At 66.4% G+C, this 16,269-nt stretch carries 11 protein-coding genes; 9 read left to right on the top strand and 2 right to left on the bottom strand.

Going from position 1 to position 16,269, the window contains the following annotated elements; genetic code table 11:
* Positions 1 to 135: 135 nt before the first annotated feature.
* The 5 genes from ACH5N8_RS15540 (at position 136) to nfi (ending at position 6,899) form a co-directional block, all read left to right on the top strand.
* Positions 136 to 1,905 (top strand): phosphohexomutase domain-containing protein, encoded by a 1,770-nt coding sequence (locus ACH5N8_RS15540; RefSeq protein ID WP_483281992.1) that lies wholly within the window; start codon positions 136 to 138, stop codon positions 1,903 to 1,905.
* Between the two features lie 148 nt (positions 1,906 to 2,053).
* Entirely contained in the window at positions 2,054 to 4,378 is a 2,325-nt protein-coding gene (locus tag ACH5N8_RS15545; protein ID WP_483281993.1) for a dynamin family protein, read from the top strand.
* A 99-nt stretch (positions 4,379 to 4,477) separates the two neighbouring features.
* Positions 4,478 to 5,410, top strand: coding sequence for a carbohydrate kinase family protein (locus tag ACH5N8_RS15550; protein WP_483281994.1), 933 nt, complete (start codon positions 4,478 to 4,480; stop codon positions 5,408 to 5,410).
* A 16-nt stretch (positions 5,411 to 5,426) separates the two neighbouring features.
* Positions 5,427 to 6,233: a nucleoside triphosphate pyrophosphohydrolase gene (gene mazG / locus ACH5N8_RS15555; protein ID WP_483281995.1), complete on the top strand. Its 807-nt coding sequence runs from the start codon at positions 5,427 to 5,429 to the stop codon at positions 6,231 to 6,233.
* Positions 6,234 to 6,239: 6 nt separating this feature from the next.
* Positions 6,240 to 6,899, top strand: coding sequence for a deoxyribonuclease V (nfi, locus tag ACH5N8_RS15560; protein ID WP_460026117.1), 660 nt, complete (start codon positions 6,240 to 6,242; stop codon positions 6,897 to 6,899).
* Between the two features lie 17 nt (positions 6,900 to 6,916).
* On the opposite strand, the gene ACH5N8_RS15565 is transcribed toward nfi, so the two are convergent.
* Complete coding sequence (locus tag ACH5N8_RS15565) at positions 6,917 to 7,138, bottom strand: acetyltransferase (RefSeq protein ID WP_460026118.1); 222 nt, start codon at positions 7,136 to 7,138, stop codon at positions 6,917 to 6,919.
* A gap of 324 nt (positions 7,139 to 7,462) precedes the next feature.
* Here ACH5N8_RS15565 and ACH5N8_RS15570 point away from each other — a divergent pair, with 324 nt between their 5' ends.
* Genes ACH5N8_RS15570 through ACH5N8_RS15580 form a run of 3 tightly spaced genes read left to right on the top strand, consistent with a single transcriptional unit; the run spans position 7,463 to position 10,805 of the window.
* The gene (locus tag ACH5N8_RS15570; RefSeq protein ID WP_460026119.1) at positions 7,463 to 8,929 is read left to right on the top strand and encodes a Ni/Fe hydrogenase subunit alpha; all 1,467 of its coding nucleotides are present in this window, start codon (positions 7,463 to 7,465) and stop codon (positions 8,927 to 8,929) included.
* Positions 8,926 to 9,492 (top strand): hydrogenase maturation protease, encoded by a 567-nt coding sequence (locus tag ACH5N8_RS15575; RefSeq protein ID WP_483281996.1) that lies wholly within the window; start codon positions 8,926 to 8,928, stop codon positions 9,490 to 9,492. Before ACH5N8_RS15570 ends, ACH5N8_RS15575 begins: the two co-directional genes overlap by 4 nt.
* Positions 9,483 to 10,805 carry a PepSY-associated TM helix domain-containing protein gene (locus tag ACH5N8_RS15580; protein WP_460026121.1) on the top strand — a complete coding sequence of 441 codons (1,323 nt, stop codon included), beginning with the start codon at positions 9,483 to 9,485 and terminating at the stop codon, positions 10,803 to 10,805. Before ACH5N8_RS15575 ends, ACH5N8_RS15580 begins: the two co-directional genes overlap by 10 nt.
* Before the next feature lie 36 nt (positions 10,806 to 10,841).
* Here ACH5N8_RS15580 and ACH5N8_RS15585 read toward each other — a convergent pair whose 3' ends face one another.
* Complete coding sequence (locus ACH5N8_RS15585; protein WP_483281997.1) at positions 10,842 to 13,133, bottom strand: DUF3772 domain-containing protein; 2,292 nt, start codon at positions 13,131 to 13,133, stop codon at positions 10,842 to 10,844.
* Positions 13,134 to 13,517: 384 nt separating this feature from the next.
* On the opposite strand from ACH5N8_RS15585, the gene ACH5N8_RS15590 reads away from it, so the two are divergent.
* Positions 13,518 to 16,262, top strand: a complete 2,745-nt coding sequence (locus tag ACH5N8_RS15590; protein WP_483281998.1) for a PAS domain-containing protein — start codon at positions 13,518 to 13,520, stop codon at positions 16,260 to 16,262.
* The last annotated feature ends 7 nt before the right edge of the window (positions 16,263 to 16,269 follow it).

The raw sequence follows: 16,269 nt of genomic DNA on the forward strand, positions 1-16,269 counted from the left end.
GCCCGGCATCCCCTCCCCGACAGGAGATGCGGCGGGTTGCCATGTCGCCACGAACGCCGGGCACACTGCCCGACCGAAGCGCCAAACCCGGAGCAGGAAAAACCTGTACCACTGCATCAAGAAATCGCTCCCGCCATGACATTCGCAAGCTCGACCCTCGCCTCAAGCCATGATCCGATGCGTCTGGGCCGGCAACTGTCGCCAGCACCGCGCCCGCTGCAGTTCGGCACCAGCGGCCGCCGGGGCCTGTTGGCGGACCTTTCCCAGCTGGAAATTTTCATCAACGCCCTGGCCGAACTCGAATACCTGCAAAGCCTGCCAGCCGATGAAGGCGGCATCCTGCGGGGCGACGATTTTTTCCTTGCCACGGACCTGCGGCCCAGCTCAACCAGCCTGATCGGCGGGCGACCCAACCGGGGCGAACTGGCGCAGGCCATCGTGGCAGCCATCCGCGCGGCGGGCATGAACCCCGTCTACTGTGGCGCCATTCCGACGCCGGCGCTGACCGCCCACGCGCTGCTGCTGGGCAAGGGCAGCATGATGGTGACCGGCAGCCACATTCCCTTCGATCGCAACGGCTACAAGACCAACACCGCCCGTGGCGAGTTGCTGAAACACCACGAACACCCCATCAACGAGCAGGTCGCCAGCGTCCGCGCGCGTGTCTATGCCCAATCCCTGGCCGATTCGCCCTTCGGCGCCGATGGCCAGTTCAAGGATGGCCATCGGCAGCTGCCCGCAATCCAGCCGGCCGCCCGCGAAAACTATCTGCATCGGTACCTGGACTTTTTCCCCGCCGATATCCTGGCCGGGCTGCAGATAGTCATGTACCAGCATTCCGCCGTCGGCCGCGATCTGGTGCCGGAGATCCTGCGCGGCCTCGGCGCCGAGGTCATCGAGGCCGGGCGCAGCGAATCCTTCGTGCCCATCGATACCGAGAACATCGACCAGGCCCAGCTCGGCGGCATGCAGTCACTGATCGACGCAGCCGCCGTCCGTCACGGCCCCGTGGACGCACTGGTCTCGACCGATGGGGACAGCGACCGGCCGCTGATCGTGGGGATCGACCCCGTGACGCGCCGGGCACAGTTCTTCGGTGGCGACCTGGTCGGCATGATCGCCGCGGAATACCTGGCTGCCGACGCGGTCGTGGTGCCGATCAGCTGCAATGACGCCATCGATCGGGGCACGCTGCGCGACCGCCTCGAACCCAGGACGCGCATCGGCTCACCCTTCGTCATCGCCGGCATGCAGGCCGCACTGGCGCGGGGCAGGCAGGCCGTGTGCGGCTGGGAGGCCAACGGCGGCTTCCTGACCGGCTCGACCCTGGAACGGCATGGCCGGCGACTGGCACCCCTGCCGACCCGGGATGCCGTACTGCCGATCATCGCGGTCCTCGCCGCCGCTCGCGAGCGGGGCATTCCCCTGACCACGCTGTTCCAGGAGCTCCCGCGCCGCTACAGCCGGGCGGCGCTGCTGAGGAACTTCCCGCGGGCGCAGAGCCTCGCGCTGCTGGCGCGCCATTCGCCGCCCCAGCCCGGCCTTTGCGAACTGGCGTTCGCAGCGGATGAGACGCTCCACGGCCGTACCGCCACCGGCGAGCCGCTGCCACTGACTGCGGCGGATGTCCGGCAGCTGCTGGGGTTGCGCGCCACGCTGGCGACCTTCTTCACGCCCGAGGACGGCTTTGATGCCATCGTCCGCATCAACACTCTGGACGGATTGCGACTGTCCTTCGGCAATGGCGACATCGCCCACCTGCGGCCTTCCGGCAATGCGGACGAGCTGCGCATCTACGCCGTAGCGGACAGCCAGGCAAGGGCCGATGCCATCGTCGCGCGGGGTGTGGCGGAACCGGATGGCATCCTCCGCCGCCTGGCCGCCAGTCCCGATGCAGCGGGCTGAGCGCGCGCGCCCACGGCCGGCAAGGCCCGGGCCGCCGCGGCTTTCGATGGTAAACTAGCGTGCCCATGGGGCATCAGGCAGCAGCCGGCCATGGCGGCAGCGGTCTTTCCGCCCGGTGGAGCCGGGGAATCCACAGGAAGCAGAGGCGATGAAAGAGGCGGACTACAACACGTACATCAAGGCGTTCACCCGCCTGTTCGACGTCTTCGACGCGGCGGCGCCCTACCTGAACGTCAGCGAGGATTTCCAGTACTTCATCGGTCGCAAGCGTGCCTGGCTGGAACGCCTCAAGTCCCCCGAATTCCCGGTCGCCTTCCTCGGCGCCTTCTCCGCCGGCAAGAGCACCATCATCAACGCCGTGCTCGGCGACGACATCCTGCCGCAGGCGACCAAGTCGCTGACCGCCATCCCCACACTGATCCGCAAGGGCCGCAGCAACAAGGCCATCATCTCCTACCTTACCGAGGCGGAGCGTGCCGAACTCAAGGATCTGTACCTGGAGGAACTCTCCAAGGAACTGCGCACCAATCCGGAGACCTACCGCGCCCTGGGCAGGGCCGAGCTGCTGGCCCGCCTGGGCAGCGACATCGAGCGCCAGCGGACCCAGTACGGCTCCTTCAACAAGCAGAAATTCTTCGACGAACTCAAGGCACTGATCGAGGGCTGGGACCGGCTCAGCGGCGCCACCCAGGAAATCAGACTGGAGGAACTGCCCAACTACGTCACCGAAGACTATGCCGATGTCCTGTTCGTCAACCAGGCCGAGATCTACCTGAGCGACGTCAACATCCCCGAGAACGTGGTGCTGGTCGACCTGCCGGGGCTGGGCGTGGTCAACCCCCGGCACCGCAAGGTCACCAAGACCTATGTCGAGAACGACGCCAAGGCCTTCGTCATCGCCATGAAGGTCTTCCACCTGCTGGAGGGCGAGGAGATCGAGCTGCTGGCGGAGATCCACAGCCAGCGCAAGCGCGTGCTGCAACGGGCATTCTGGGTCATCAACCAGTGGGATGTCCTCAGCGCGCGGCAGAAGAAGGAGGAACTGGCGAATTTCGAGCAGAAGATCGAGCACTACGGCTTCCACATCACCAAGGACCGGGTCTTCAAGGTCTCGGCGCTCAACTACCTGCTGCTCAAGCTTATCCAGGAGGGCCGCCTGGATGCCAGCCCCAGCGTGCGCGAGCACGTGGACAGCCTCAAGAAGGCGATCGGCCGGGTCCCCGACAAGGGCGAGGCCGCCCACCAGATCAAGGCGCTGGAGGAAACCAAGAGCTTTTCCAGCTTCCGTACCAGCCTGTTCGAGTACCTGGCCTATACCGCCAAGGCCGAATTCCTCGAGGAAGCCCGCGGCGAGTACCTGGATCTGGCCCGGCGGCTGCGCGAATGGCTGGAACCGCTGTATCGCAGCTACCAGGACATCGACGACGACGGCATGAAGAGCACCTTCATCGCCAGCCAGCTGTCGCGCCGGCAGGACGAAGCCCTGCGATGCCTGCGCCAGACGGTGGAGGAGCACGTCAAGCTGCTGCGGACCGAGCTGCTGCCGGAGTTCGTCTTCTGGCGCGAGGAGGATCAGGCCCAGCTGAGCGAACAGGTCAAGACCGCCATTGATACGCTCGACCGCAAGGCGCTCAAGAACGAGCTGCTCAAGGGCCTGGACCTCAACGCGGTGGTCAGCCGACTGCCGCACAAGATCGAGGAAAACCTCAACATCCAGAAGACGTTCCGCGGCCAGTTGCAACAGCTGCTGGAAGACCACATGGTCAGGCGCCACCTGACCCAGCTGCTGCAGGCCATCGTCGCCACCGAGGTGCTGCCGGACAGCGTGCTCCAGGAGCTGGAGGACCGCCTGAGCGGCCGCGACCTGCAGAACCGCCTGAAGGGCATGTGCGATGTCTTCCTGTTCGAATACGGCGATGTCGTCAACCAGTTCGGGCGGACCGTCATGGAGCAGGAAACGCTGCGGGACACCCAGAGCGCCGAGAATATCCTCAAGACGGTCCAGGGCAATCCCGACGATGCCGTCACACTGGCCCGCACCATGAGCCTGATCGGCCCCGGGGACGGTATCCAGCAGCTGCGCAAGCTCGGCCTCGATGCCCTGAACCGCATCCACCATGCCCTGACCGGGACAGCGGCCGCCCCCGGGAGCGCACCTCATGCCGGCGACGCCATCGACCGGGCACTGGAATACTACAAGACCGGCATTCTCGACTACGCGCACCGGCAGCAGCACCAGATCAACCTGTTCGCCCGCCGCGGCATCAAGAACTACTTCGAGGAGCTGGAAGTCGAGCTGCTGGCCTATTTCGACGCCATCAAGGGGGAAATCGCCATGCTGATCATGCGCCAGCTGACCGACGACCTTGACGCCGAGCTGACGTCCGAACTCGAGAAACAGCGCATCATCAAGGACAGCTACCAGTTCATGACCCAGGAAATGTCGCTGGAGCTGCGCCGGGCCGACGCCTGAGGCCTATCGTCCCGGACATCGCCCAAGACCGCCCATCCCCCGCGCCCGGACCGGGCGCAAGCCGATTCCCAACCCCACAACCGGACCCGATACTCACCGATGACAGCCCTGATCTGCGGCTCCATGGCCTACGACACCATCATGGTGTTTCCCGACAAGTTCAAGCACCACATCCTGCCGGAGCAGGTACACATCCTCAATGTGTCCTTCCTGGTGCCGGAGCTCCGCCGAGAGTATGGCGGCTGTGCCGGCAACATCGCCTACAACCTCAGGCTGCTGGGTGGAGAGCCGCTGATCATGGCCACGGTCGGCAAGGATTTCGCGCCCTATTCCCAGTGGCTGGGCTACTGCGGCATCAGCCAGGAGCACATCACCGTGCTGGAAGACAGCTACACCGCGCAGGCCTACATCACCACCGACCTGGACGACAACCAGATCACCGCCTTCCATCCGGGGGCCATGTCCTTCTCGCACCGCAACACGGTACCGACCGATCGCGGCATCCGCCTCGGCCTGATCTCGCCGGACGGCAAGGATGGCATGCAGCAGCATGCGGCCCAGTTTGCCGCCGCCGGCATCCCCTTCATCTTCGACCCCGGCCAGGGCATACCGATGTTCGACGGCGCCGAACTGCTGGACCTGGTCGACAAGGCGACCTGGGTCACGCTCAACGATTACGAAGCCCAGCTGATGCAGGAGCGCACCGGCCTGTCGGCGGACGAACTGGCGCGCCGGGTCGAGGCGCTGGTGATCACCCGCGGCGCCAACGGCTCCCTGATCCATACCCATGGCCAGGTCATCGAGATTCCCCCGGCCAGGCCACATACCACGCTGGACCCGACCGGCTGCGGCGACGCCTACCGGGCCGGCCTGGTGTATGGCCTGCTGGAAAAGCTCGACTGGCCCACCACCGGCCGCATCGCCTCGCTGATGGGCGCCATCAAGGTCGAGACCCACGGCACCCAGAACCATACCCTCACCCTGGCCGCGTTCAAGGAACGCTACCGGGAAAACTTCGGCGCCAGCTTCTGAACCGGGGCACGCGGCCATGCAAAAGACCCGCCGACTGCTCGACATCATGGCCCGCCTGCGGGATCCGGAAAACGGCTGCCCTTGGGATCTCCGCCAGGACTTTGCCAGCCTGATTCCATACACCCTGGAAGAGGCCTACGAGGTCGCCGAAGCGGCCGAGCGCGGAGACATGGAAGATCTGCGGGAAGAGCTGGGCGACTTGCTGCTGCAAGTGGCCTTCCACGCCCGCATGGCCGAGGAAGCCGGCCATTTCGATTTCGAATCCGTGGCCGAGGCCATCGCCACCAAGCTGGTGCGGCGACATCCCCATGTCTTCGGCGATATCGAATTCGCGACCGACGAGGAACGGCATCGCTACTGGGAAGATTCCAAGACCCAGGAACGTCGCGAGAAAGGCAAGGCCGAACCCGATGACAGCGTGCTCGGCACCCTGCCGCCGGCCATGCCGGCGTTGATGGCCGCGCAGAAACTGCAGCAGCGCGCGGCCCGGCACGGTTTCGACTGGCCCGACATCGAGCCGGTGTTCGAGAAGCTGCACGAGGAACTGGACGAACTCAAGGCGGCGCATCAAGCGGGCGACCAGGCCAACATCCGGGAAGAGCTGGGCGACCTGCTGTTCGTCGTCGCCAACCTCGCCCGGCACCTGGATGTCGATGCCGAGGCCTGCCTGCGGCAGGGCAATGCCAAGTTCGTCCGGCGCTTCGGCCACATTGAACGCCGTATCGCCGAGCGCGGCGCCCGACTGACCGATCACACCCTGGCCGAACTGGACGCGCTCTGGGACGAGGCCAAGCGACGCGAGAAGATGCCGGCGCCGGACTGAACCCGCATGCTGCCGCACCACGACTGGACGGTGACGCCACAACAAGCCGTAGCGATCCAGAACCAGCTGCGGCGGCAGGTGATCCTGCGGGACGAACTGCCGGACGAGATCACCTGCGTCGCCGGCGTGGATGTCGGTTTCGAGGATGGCGGCACCACGACACGCGCCGCCATTGCGGTGTTGTCCTATCCGGCGCTGACCCTGATCGAGAGCGGCATCGCCCGCTGCCCGACCACGTTTCCCTACATTCCAGGGCTACTGTCCTTCCGCGAGCTGCCGGCCGTGCTGCAGGCGCTGGCCCAACTGGCCACACCGCCGCAGCTGCTGCTGGTGGATGGACAGGGCATCGCGCATCCGCGCCGGTTGGGCATCGCCAGCCATCTCGGCATCCTCACCGGCCTGCCCAGCATCGGGGTCGGCAAGACACGGCTGGTGGGCCAACACGGCCCGGCACCGGATGAGCGGGGCGGCTGGACACCACTGGAAGACAGGGGGGAAATCGTGGGCGCGGTACTGAGAACCCGTCCGCGCTATCGGCCGGTGTATGTCTCGGCCGGGCACAGGATCACGCTGGCCTCATCCGTGGACTGGGTGATGCGCTGCACCCGTCGCTACCGGCTGCCCGAGACGACGCGACAGGCACATCGCCTCGCCTCGGGGATCTGAACGGGGGACGGGAACGCCTACTTGCGGAGCTCCGCATCCCGGTAGTGCACATCCAGCCAGCAACGCGGCAGATCCTCCCCCGAGGGGAAAGCCAGATCGGCCTTGGGAAACTTCTCGGGGTCCTGCATTTCCTCGCCGTAGTGCAGTCGACCGATGATGTTCTTGTGGGTGGGGTTGACGAGGTCATTCAGACCCAGCACCTCGACCAGATGTCCTTCCTTCTTTTGCTTGAGAAACATGGTTGCCTCCTTCTCGCCACGGTGAAAGGAAGTGCCTGCCCGCCTGGGGGCGTCGCCGGGTCCGGGGGCGGCACCGTCTCGATTATCGGTTGGCCTGCCGGAAGAGCATCGCGCATGCGGCCGCTTTCAGCGAATGCACCATTTACTCCGGAAGGCCTACAAGAGGAACCTTACCGCAACACCTTAGGCTTGGCAAAAGACCGCACCAGAGACCCGGGCCGGGCCGCCCCTGTTGAGGGCGACGCCTTCCGTCGCTGTGCTATGCTCGAAACTGATCGTCCGAACCCCTGGAACACCTAACCGACCTGGCGTCTGGAGCGCACCATGTACGAGCATCTGGAAACGGCAGACTCAACCGAGAAGCTCAAGCGCGTCGTCATCGACCCCGTCACCCGCGTGGAGGGACACGGCAAGGTGACCCTGCTGCTGGACGAGGACAACCGGGTCCGGCAGGCCCGGCTGCACATCGTCGAATTCCGCGGCTTCGAGCGCTTCATCCAGGGCCGGCCCTACTGGGAACTGCCGGTGCTGGTACAGCGGCTGTGCGGCATCTGCCCGGTCAGCCATCATCTGGCCGCCGCCAAGGCGGTCGATCAGCTGGTAGGCGTCGACCAGCTGACGCCCGCCTCCGACAAGCTGCGCCGCCTGCTGCACTTCGGCCAGACCCTGCAATCCCACGCCCTGCATTTCTATCATCTGTCCTCGCCGGACCTCTTGTTCGGCTTCGGCAGCGACCTGACCCGGCGCAACATCGTCGGCGTACTGGAAGCCTACCCGGACATCGGCCTCAAGGGCGTCAAGCTGCGCAAGTACGGACAGGAAGTGATCCGCATGATCACCGGCAAACGGGTGCATGGTACCGGTGCGCTGCCCGGCGGCATGAACAAGTCGCTGAGCGGAGAGGAGGTGGCTTATCTGCTGGAAGGCCTCGAGGAGGCGCTCACCTGGTCGGCCGAGGCGGTCGAACTGGCCAAGCAGCTGTTCCTCAGCGATCTCGAACACAACCAGCAGTTTGCCTACATCCGCTCCAATTTCCTTGGCCTGATCCGGGCGGATGGCGCGCTGGATCTCTACCATGGCGGCCTGCGCGCCCACGACGACCTCGGCAACACGATCTTCGACCACGTCGACTATCGCCGCTATGCCGAATTCCTGCGCGAGGAAGTCCGGTCCTGGACCTACATGAAATTCCCCTACATCGCCTCGCTGGGCAGGGAGAATGGCTGGTACCGCGTCGGCCCGCTGGCGCGGGTCAACAACTGCGATTTCATCGACACCCCGCTGGCCGAGGCCGCGCGGGTCGACTTCATGGCCCACGGCGCCGGCGGTCCGGTGCACAGCTCACTGGCCTTCCACTGGGCCCGCATGATCGAGGTGCTGCACTCCGCCGAAGGCATCCAGCGCTACCTGCACGATCCGGACATCCAGAGTCAGGACCTGATGACCCGTGGCGAGAAGCGCCACGAAGGCATCGGCGTCATCGAGGCCCCGCGCGGCACGCTGTTCCACCATTACCAGATCGACGATCAGGATCTGGTCACCAAGGCCAACCTGATCGTCTCCACCACCAGCAACAACCAGGCGATGAACGAATCCATCCGCCAGGTTGCCGCCACCTACCTGGATGGCCAGGAACCCACCGAAGGCCTGCTGAACCATCTGGAGGTCGCCATCCGCGCCTACGATCCCTGCCTGTCCTGCGCCACCCACGCGCTCGGCAAGATGCCGCTGCAACTGGAGGTGCTGGACGCGGAGGAAAACCTGGTGGCAAGGCTGGAACGCCACGCTTGAGCTGGCCTGTCGACACCGTCCCGGCCGTCCTGGTATTCGCTTACGGCAACCCCAGCCGGGGCGACGACGCGCTGGGGCCCGCGCTGATCGATCGCCTGGAGCGGCAGCTGACGCCCGGGATGCGCGCGGCGGCCGGCGGCATCGAGTGCCTGACCGACTTCCAGCTGCAAATCGAGCATGCCCTCGATCTGGTGGGCCGCCGGCTGATCCTGTTCGTCGATGCCCATCTCGACTGTCCTCCGCCCTGGCAGCTCTCGCCGCTCGAACCGGAGGCCGACGCCAGCTACAGCACCCATGCCATCAGCCCCGCCGCCGTGCTGCGTGTCTTCATGGAACTGCACGGCCGGATGCCGCCGCCGAGTTTCATCCTGGGCATTCGCGGCGAACGTTTCGCGCTGGGCGACCCCTTGAGCAATGCCGCCATATCGCATCTCGATGCCGCCCTGGCGCTGGTCCTGGCGCTGTGCCGACATCCCGACGAATCCGCCTGGATGACGCACTGTCAATCCGTTCGCGGCGGCACCGGCGATAGCCCGGGGATCACCCGCGCCGCATGCCGCTGAGCCGTCTGCCCCCACGCCGCCTGTGGCTGCGCGCGCATCTGGCCGTAGCGCTGGGTTTCGGTCTCTTCCTAGCCCTGATCGGACTCTCGGGCAGCCTCTGCCTGTACGGCGACGAACTCGACCGGCTGTTCAATCCGGGCCTGACGGTGGAGCCCCATGGCGACCCGCGATCACTGGATGAGCTGATGAGCGCCGTCCGCCGCGCGCATCCCGACTACGCCGGTCCCTGGACGCTGGAGCTGCCGCGCTCGCCCACGGACCCGCTCACCGCCTGGTACGAAAAACCGCTGGAAACCCTGGGCCAGCCGTATGCGCCGCTGATGGTGGCGGTCAATCCATACACCGCTGAGGTGCTGGCGAGCCGCCTGTGGGGACAGACCGCCCGCAGCTGGCTGCTGCAACTGCACAGCCAGCTGCATCTGGGCCGCCGGGGCTGGCGCCTGGTCGGCAGCCTCGGTTTGCTGCTGGCATTCTCGGCCGCCAGTGGCCTCTATCTCTGGTGGCCGGGGTTCCGGCGCCTGCCTCAGGCATTCCGCTTTCGCACCGCGGCAGGGCTGGCATGCCTGAGCGTCGATGTGCATCGCTGGCTGGGTCTGCTCGGCTCCACCGCCCTGCTGATGCTGGGACTGACCGGTTTCGGCCTGGCCTACCCCGGCGTCGGCGAAACCCTGGTCGGCACCTCCGGCATGGGTCACGGCGATGACGGGCCCAGTGTCCGCAGTACGGGACAGGCCATGGGGGGGCGACCGGTGGGGCTGGCCGAAGCCGTCCTGCTGGCACGCGGGCCGTTTCCGCGCTCGGACGTGCGCCTGGTGACGACGCCGGACGGTCCCGAGGGCACCTACCGGATCACGTTCCGCCAGCCGGCGGAGCTGAACGACCGCCATCCGATGACCGCGGTCTGGATCGACCCGCACAGCGGACAGATTCGCGAGGTGCGCAACGCGCTGCGCTTCGGCCCCGGCGAGACAGCGCTGACCGCCATCTGGCCCCTGCACACCGGGGAACTGCTGGGTGGCTGGGGACGCTTCGCCTGGTTCCTCGCCGGCCTGGCGTTGCCCATCCTCTATGTCACCGGCCTGCTGCGCTGGTTGATCGCCCGCGGCTCCGTACCGGACCGGCCGGTTGCCTGGGTGCGTGGCCGGCGACTGGCCGCACGGGCCAGGCTGGCCCTGCGGCACCTGATCGCTGGCCTGGGCAACGGGTTGATGGCAGGGGTCGCGGCCAGCCGGCGGGAAGGCGCCGCACGGCTGCGGCGCTGGCAGGCCGCGCGGCGGTCGTCCGCCAACCGGGCGCCGAAAGGCTGGGACTGAACGCGGCCGCGCGCGGACAACCGGTCTGCCGGACCGTCAGTCCTGCGCCGCCCCGACGATGCGCTGCAACTGGGCATCGTCCAGGGTCAGCCGGAGCTCCCGCTGCGGGAAGGGGATGGCGATGCCGCGCTCGCGGAATGCGGCGTGGATGGCAAAGCACAGGTCGCTGGTCACGGACTTCACCTTGTCCACATCGTGGACGAAGCAGATCAGCTCCAGGTTGATGGCGCTTTCGCCAAAGCCGGTCATCATCACCGCGGGTGCCGGCACCTCCTTCACGGCGGGGTTCGCCCGCGCCAGCGTCAGCAGGGTATCGCGCGCGAGTTCGGGGTCGGCCTGGTAGTCGATGCCTAACGGCAGCAGCACGCGGCCGACCTTGTCGGCATAGGTCCGGTTCATGACCGCGCCGGAAATCAGGCTGGAGTTGGGAATGAATACCGAGGCCCGATCAAAGGTGGTGATCTCGGTCGCCCGCACGCTGATCTTGCGCACATACCCCTGATGATCGCCGACCACCACCCAGTCGCCGGCCTTGATCGGGCGCTCGATCAGCAGGATCAGGCCGGAAACGAAATTGTTGACGATGTTCTGCAGCCCGAAGCCGATGCCCACCGACAGGGCGCCGGCGATGATGGCCAGATTGGACAGGTCGATGCCCATGGTCGAGATGCCGGCCATCGCCGCCAGGGTGAACCCGGCATAGCCCAGTGCCGAACGGATGGAGTGCTGCACGCCGCTGTCCAGGCGCGTATGCGGAAACAGCCGCCGGTCCAGTGAGCCCTGCAGCAGCCTTGTCAGCATCAGCAGGGTTGCGAACAGCAGCAGACCCAGCAGGATGTCCGCCAGCGAGATCGTGATCCCGCCGAGCTTGAAACTGCGGAAAACCTGTTCCAGCCAGAGCCAGGCATCGCGCTTGTCGGGGCTCCAGAGCACGACCAGGCCCAGCAGGCCGGCCAGCAGCAGCAGGCCGCCGAGCGACAGCCCGACCCAGAAACCCAGCATCTCGGCACCGTCGGTGGTCAATCCCAGGTGCCGGCGCAAATACCGCCCACTGCGGCTGTCGCCATCGACGAGATGGTTCGCCAGTTCCTGGCCAAGCCGCTGCAAGACCCAGGTCAGCACCAGCAGGCCGATGGTGATGACCAGCCGGCTGGCCAGCAGGCGCGACAGCACCGAGTAGCCCAGCAACGCCGATAGCGGAATCGCGACGATCACCAGCACCAGCAGCGTGTGCAGCAAACCCCAGCTGGCCCTGGCACCCGGCTGCGACTGTCCATCCCGCGCCCAGACCCGCGGCAGCAGAAGCGCTGCGAGGGCCAGCGTCACCAGCCCGCCGAACAGCAGGTTCTGGCTGGCGATGACTTCCACCGACACATCCTGCTGCGCCAGGAACAGACCGACGACATAATCGAAGGCGAATATCGCGGCCAGGCTGTGAATCACCCGCCCGATCACCCGGGCGCTGGCATCCGGCAAGGCCAGCAGCCGCAGATTGGGCGTCTGCGGCCGCAGCGCCGAGGCGGAAAAGCTGGCCAGCAGGGAGGCCGTGATCAGCGCCAGCAGGGCCTGGTTGGCCAGTACCTGCATGTCCCGCGACAGCAGGTTGTCCACCGTCAGGCTCAGGTAGATGGCCAGCGCAGCCAGGGATGGCCACCAGGCATTCAGCAACCCGGACAGCAGGGCGATCAGCAAGCGCTGGCCATCCGAGGGCCGGCGGGTCGGCAGCAGGCGGCCCAGCCGCCGCATGATCCAGCGCTTGACGGGAAACGCCAGCAGCAGCGCCGTGGCGAAACCGGCCAGCAACCGGGAGCCGGGCACGAAGGTTGTCGAAGATTCGGCCTGTTGCAGCAGGGCGGAGGTCAGGCCGGTGTGGACCGTATCCCAGAGCGCCGCCCATTCCGGCAGGGATTTGCTCCAGAAGGCCGGGTCGAGTGGTGACAGGCTGCGCGTCAGCGCCTGCTCGGCGAAACGGTTGCGGCGCATCACCTTGATCGTCTCGGCCGCGCGGTCGGCCCGCGACATGAGCAGGTCCGCCTCCTTGGCGATGCCTTCGGCCTCCGAAATGGCGTCACCCAGTTTCTTGCGGCTGGCCACCACGGTGGCCGACTCCGCAGGTGCGCCATCCGCCGGCAGCGGACCCAGCGCGTCGAGGTCGTGCCTGAGCAGCTTCAGCCGTGCCCCGGCCGCATCCCTGGCTTCACGGATGGCGCTCACCAGGGTCTGCAGGTCGTCGCGCAGCCCCAGCAGGTGCGAATCGGCGATCTCGTCCGAACCCAGCTGCCGCTCCATGTCCTCCAGCGTCTTCTGCCAGGTCTTGACCGGGGGCAAGGGGAAACTTTCATTGCTGCCGGCTGGCGCGGCGGCCTGAAGGACAGCGGCAAAACCGAGCAGCAGGAGGAGCCAGAAAGCGCGTCGTAACATCATCGTCGAGAGGGTGAAGATTCAGGGGTCACTGGGGACGTGGCCATGCGAATGGCGGGAGCGGCGCGACGGGTGGCCTGGCGGGGACGATACCGACGCAGAAGCGTACCCTTGAATGATACCGCACATAGATACAAGCTATTGATTTATATGAATATCCCGACAAAGCCACAGGTTTTCTTGCGGGTTGCGGCCCGGGTGTGTCATAAGTTCATTCGGCGTTGATTTATCAGCCGACGATATAAGGCCAATTGCGGCCAGACTCCATCTTCAGATACAGCCTCTACCGGGATGCAGGAATCTCAGACCACTCGCCGCCCGCCCAGCACGGATCGTCACTGGTGGCAGCTGGCCGCGCTGGTGTGCGACAGTCTGGGGGTCGCAGAGCTTGACCCGGAATGGCGCTTCCGGTGGGTCAACGATCCATGCGGCCGCTTTCTCGGCTATGAGGATAACGCGCTGCTGGGGAAAGCGCTGCGGGAGTTCATCGCTCCGGAGGATTGGCAGGACCCGGGCAGCCTCCTCGATCCCGACGACCCGGCAAGCATCGCGGAGATTCCCCAGCAACGCTATCGCACCCGCGCGGGTCAGGAAGCCTGGGCCCGGGTCTTCGTGCGCGTGCGGCGGGATGACCGGCACGCGGTCTGCGGCTACCTGATGCTGACCGTGGACATCAGTCGGGAAAAGCGGTCGGAATCGCGGTTCCATCTGGCGCTCGAGAGTGGCAAGATCGGCATCTGGCAGTGGGACATGCTGACGGATACCGTGTACGGGTCCAAGGAGACCTACCGGCTGCTTGGCCTGCCCCCCGGCACACGGATCGATTGCCGTCGCGCCCTGGACTGCCTACACCCCGACGACCGGGAGTCCATCGACCAGGCGGTGCGAGCCGCTCTGGCCGGCGACGGCCACTACGAGCGGGAATGCCGCGTCATCTGGCCCGACGGCTCCGAGCACTGGCTGCTCGGCGGGGGCAACGTCCATCGGGATGGCTTGACAGGTCAGCCGTTGCGCATGGATGGCATGATCAAGGACATCAGCGACCACAAGCATGTCGAGAGTGTTCTGAGCGAACAGCAACGGCAGCTGGCGGAAGCACAGGCCATCGCTCACATCGGCAGCTGGGTGTGCGAGCTGGATGGCAGGATCCGCTGGTCCGAGGAAACCTACCGGATCTTCGGCGTCGATCCGACCTCGTTCAAGCTCGACGTGGCGAGCTTCGTGGCGCTGTTGCATCCCGAGGACCGCGCTTCGATGCACGACTGGATTCACGGCTGCCTGGCCGGTCAATGTCCCCCGGCCCTCGTCTTCCGCCGCCAGCTGACGGACGGCCAGCTGCGCTACCTCAACGGCCAGGGTTCGTTGCTCCACGCCGTGGACGGTCAGCCATTGCGCATGGTTGGCACGGTCCAGGACATCACCCGGCATTACCTGGCCGAGCAGAAATTGCGTCGCGACGAGGAGCGCCTGCGCATCGCCACGCAGGGTGCGGACCTGGGCATCTGGTATTGGGACTTGCAGACCAACCGGCTGGATTGGTCGCAAACCTGCCGGCGGCACCTGGCGGCACCGGAGGGAATCGAGGCAAGCCTGGAACTTTTCTACTCCGCGCTGCACCCCGACGACCGGGCGCATGTCGCGCGGCTGCTGGAGGCAGCCCGGCAGTCGCAACAGGACTATTCGGCGGAATACCGGGTCATCCAGCCGGATGGCACCCGGCGCTGGATCAGGGCGCTGGGCCGCGCCTGCAACCTGCAGGATGGCCGGCCGCAGGCGGTGGCCGGCATCACCCAGGACATCACCGCCCAGCGCGCCATGGAGGAGGAAATCCGGGCGCTGAACCGTGATCTGGAAGAGAAGGTCAGCCAGCGCACGGCCGAGGCGCAGACAGCCAATGCGGCGAAGTCGCGGTTCCTGGCACACATGAGCCATGAAATCCGCACACCGCTGAACGGCGTGCTGGGCATGGCGCAGATGCTGGCGCAGGATACCCTTAGCGCCGACCAGCACGACATGGTGGAGCACATCCTGGCCGCCGGGCACTCCATGCTGGGCATCCTCAACGAGATACTCGATCTCTCCAAGATCGAAGCCGGCCAGCTGCAACTCGAGCGGCAGGCCTTCAAGCCGCGGCTGGTACTCCAGAACATCATCAGCGTCATGGCCGCCAATGCCCGCCTGAAAGGGCTGGCGTTGCGCCTCGAAGCCCCGGCGGACCTGCCGGCGGATCTCCTGGGCGACGCCCTGCGGCTGAAGCAGGTGCTCTACAACCTGGTCGGCAACGCCATCAAGTTCACCGACCGGGGTGAGGTGGTGCTCCGCGTACAGTGCCTCACCCAAACCGCACATTCGGCACGGTTGCGCTTCGAGGTAGCCGATACCGGCATCGGCATGGACGCGGAATCGCTGCGCCGCATCTTCACGCCCTTCGCCCAGGCCGATGCCAGCATCAGTCGGCGCTACGGCGGGACCGGGCTCGGACTGCCGATCAGCCAGCGGCTGGTGGCCATGATGGGCGGCGAAATCACTGTTGCAAGTACCCTCGGCAGGGGCAGCCGATTCGGTTTCGAATTGCTCTTTGAGCACCCGCAGACCGTACCCGGGACATCCGCAGCCGACAGCGAGGCTACCATCCCGTCATCGGGCACGCGGCTGCGGGGGCTGCGCGTGCTGGTGGCCGACGATGCCGCCATCAATCGACTGGTGGTCGAACGCGCCCTGCGGCGCGAGGGCGCCGAAGTCGCCCTGGCCGAACACGGCCAGGCGGCCCTCGACCGGCTGGCGGCCGAAGCGCGCGACTTCGATGCCGTGCTGATGGACATCCAGATGCCGGTCATGGATGGGCTGGCCGCCATCCGCGCCATTCGCGAGAATCCGCGCTGGGCCAGGCTGAAGGTGATCGCCCTCACCGCCGGCGTGCTGATCGAGGAGCGCGACGCCGCACTGTCCGCCGGAGCGGATGACTTTCTCAGCAAGCCCGTCGACCTGGGGGCCATGATCGACCAGCTGGCCCGGCTAATGCCACCGGCGTCCTGACACCGCG

It is taken from the genome of Methyloparacoccus sp. NF-16 (assembly GCF_056880625.1).

Excerpts from the sequence above, each read along its gene's own strand:
- ACH5N8_RS15565 (WP_460026118.1), bottom strand. The coding sequence starts at position 7,138 with ATGTTTCTCAAGCAAAAGAAGGAAGGACATCTGGTCGAGGTGCTGGGT.
- ACH5N8_RS15580 (WP_460026121.1), top strand. The coding sequence starts at position 9,483 with ATGCCGCTGAGCCGTCTGCCCCCACGCCGCCTGTGGCTGCGCGCGCAT.
- ACH5N8_RS15590 (WP_483281998.1), top strand. The coding sequence starts at position 13,518 with ATGCAGGAATCTCAGACCACTCGCCGCCCGCCCAGCACGGATCGTCAC.
- ACH5N8_RS15570 (WP_460026119.1), top strand. The coding sequence starts at position 7,463 with ATGTACGAGCATCTGGAAACGGCAGACTCAACCGAGAAGCTCAAGCGC.
- ACH5N8_RS15545 (WP_483281993.1), top strand. The coding sequence starts at position 2,054 with ATGAAAGAGGCGGACTACAACACGTACATCAAGGCGTTCACCCGCCTG.
- ACH5N8_RS15550 (WP_483281994.1), top strand. The coding sequence starts at position 4,478 with ATGACAGCCCTGATCTGCGGCTCCATGGCCTACGACACCATCATGGTG.
- mazG (WP_483281995.1), top strand. The coding sequence starts at position 5,427 with ATGCAAAAGACCCGCCGACTGCTCGACATCATGGCCCGCCTGCGGGAT.
- ACH5N8_RS15540 (WP_483281992.1), top strand. The coding sequence starts at position 136 with ATGACATTCGCAAGCTCGACCCTCGCCTCAAGCCATGATCCGATGCGT.
- nfi (WP_460026117.1), top strand. The coding sequence starts at position 6,240 with ATGCTGCCGCACCACGACTGGACGGTGACGCCACAACAAGCCGTAGCG.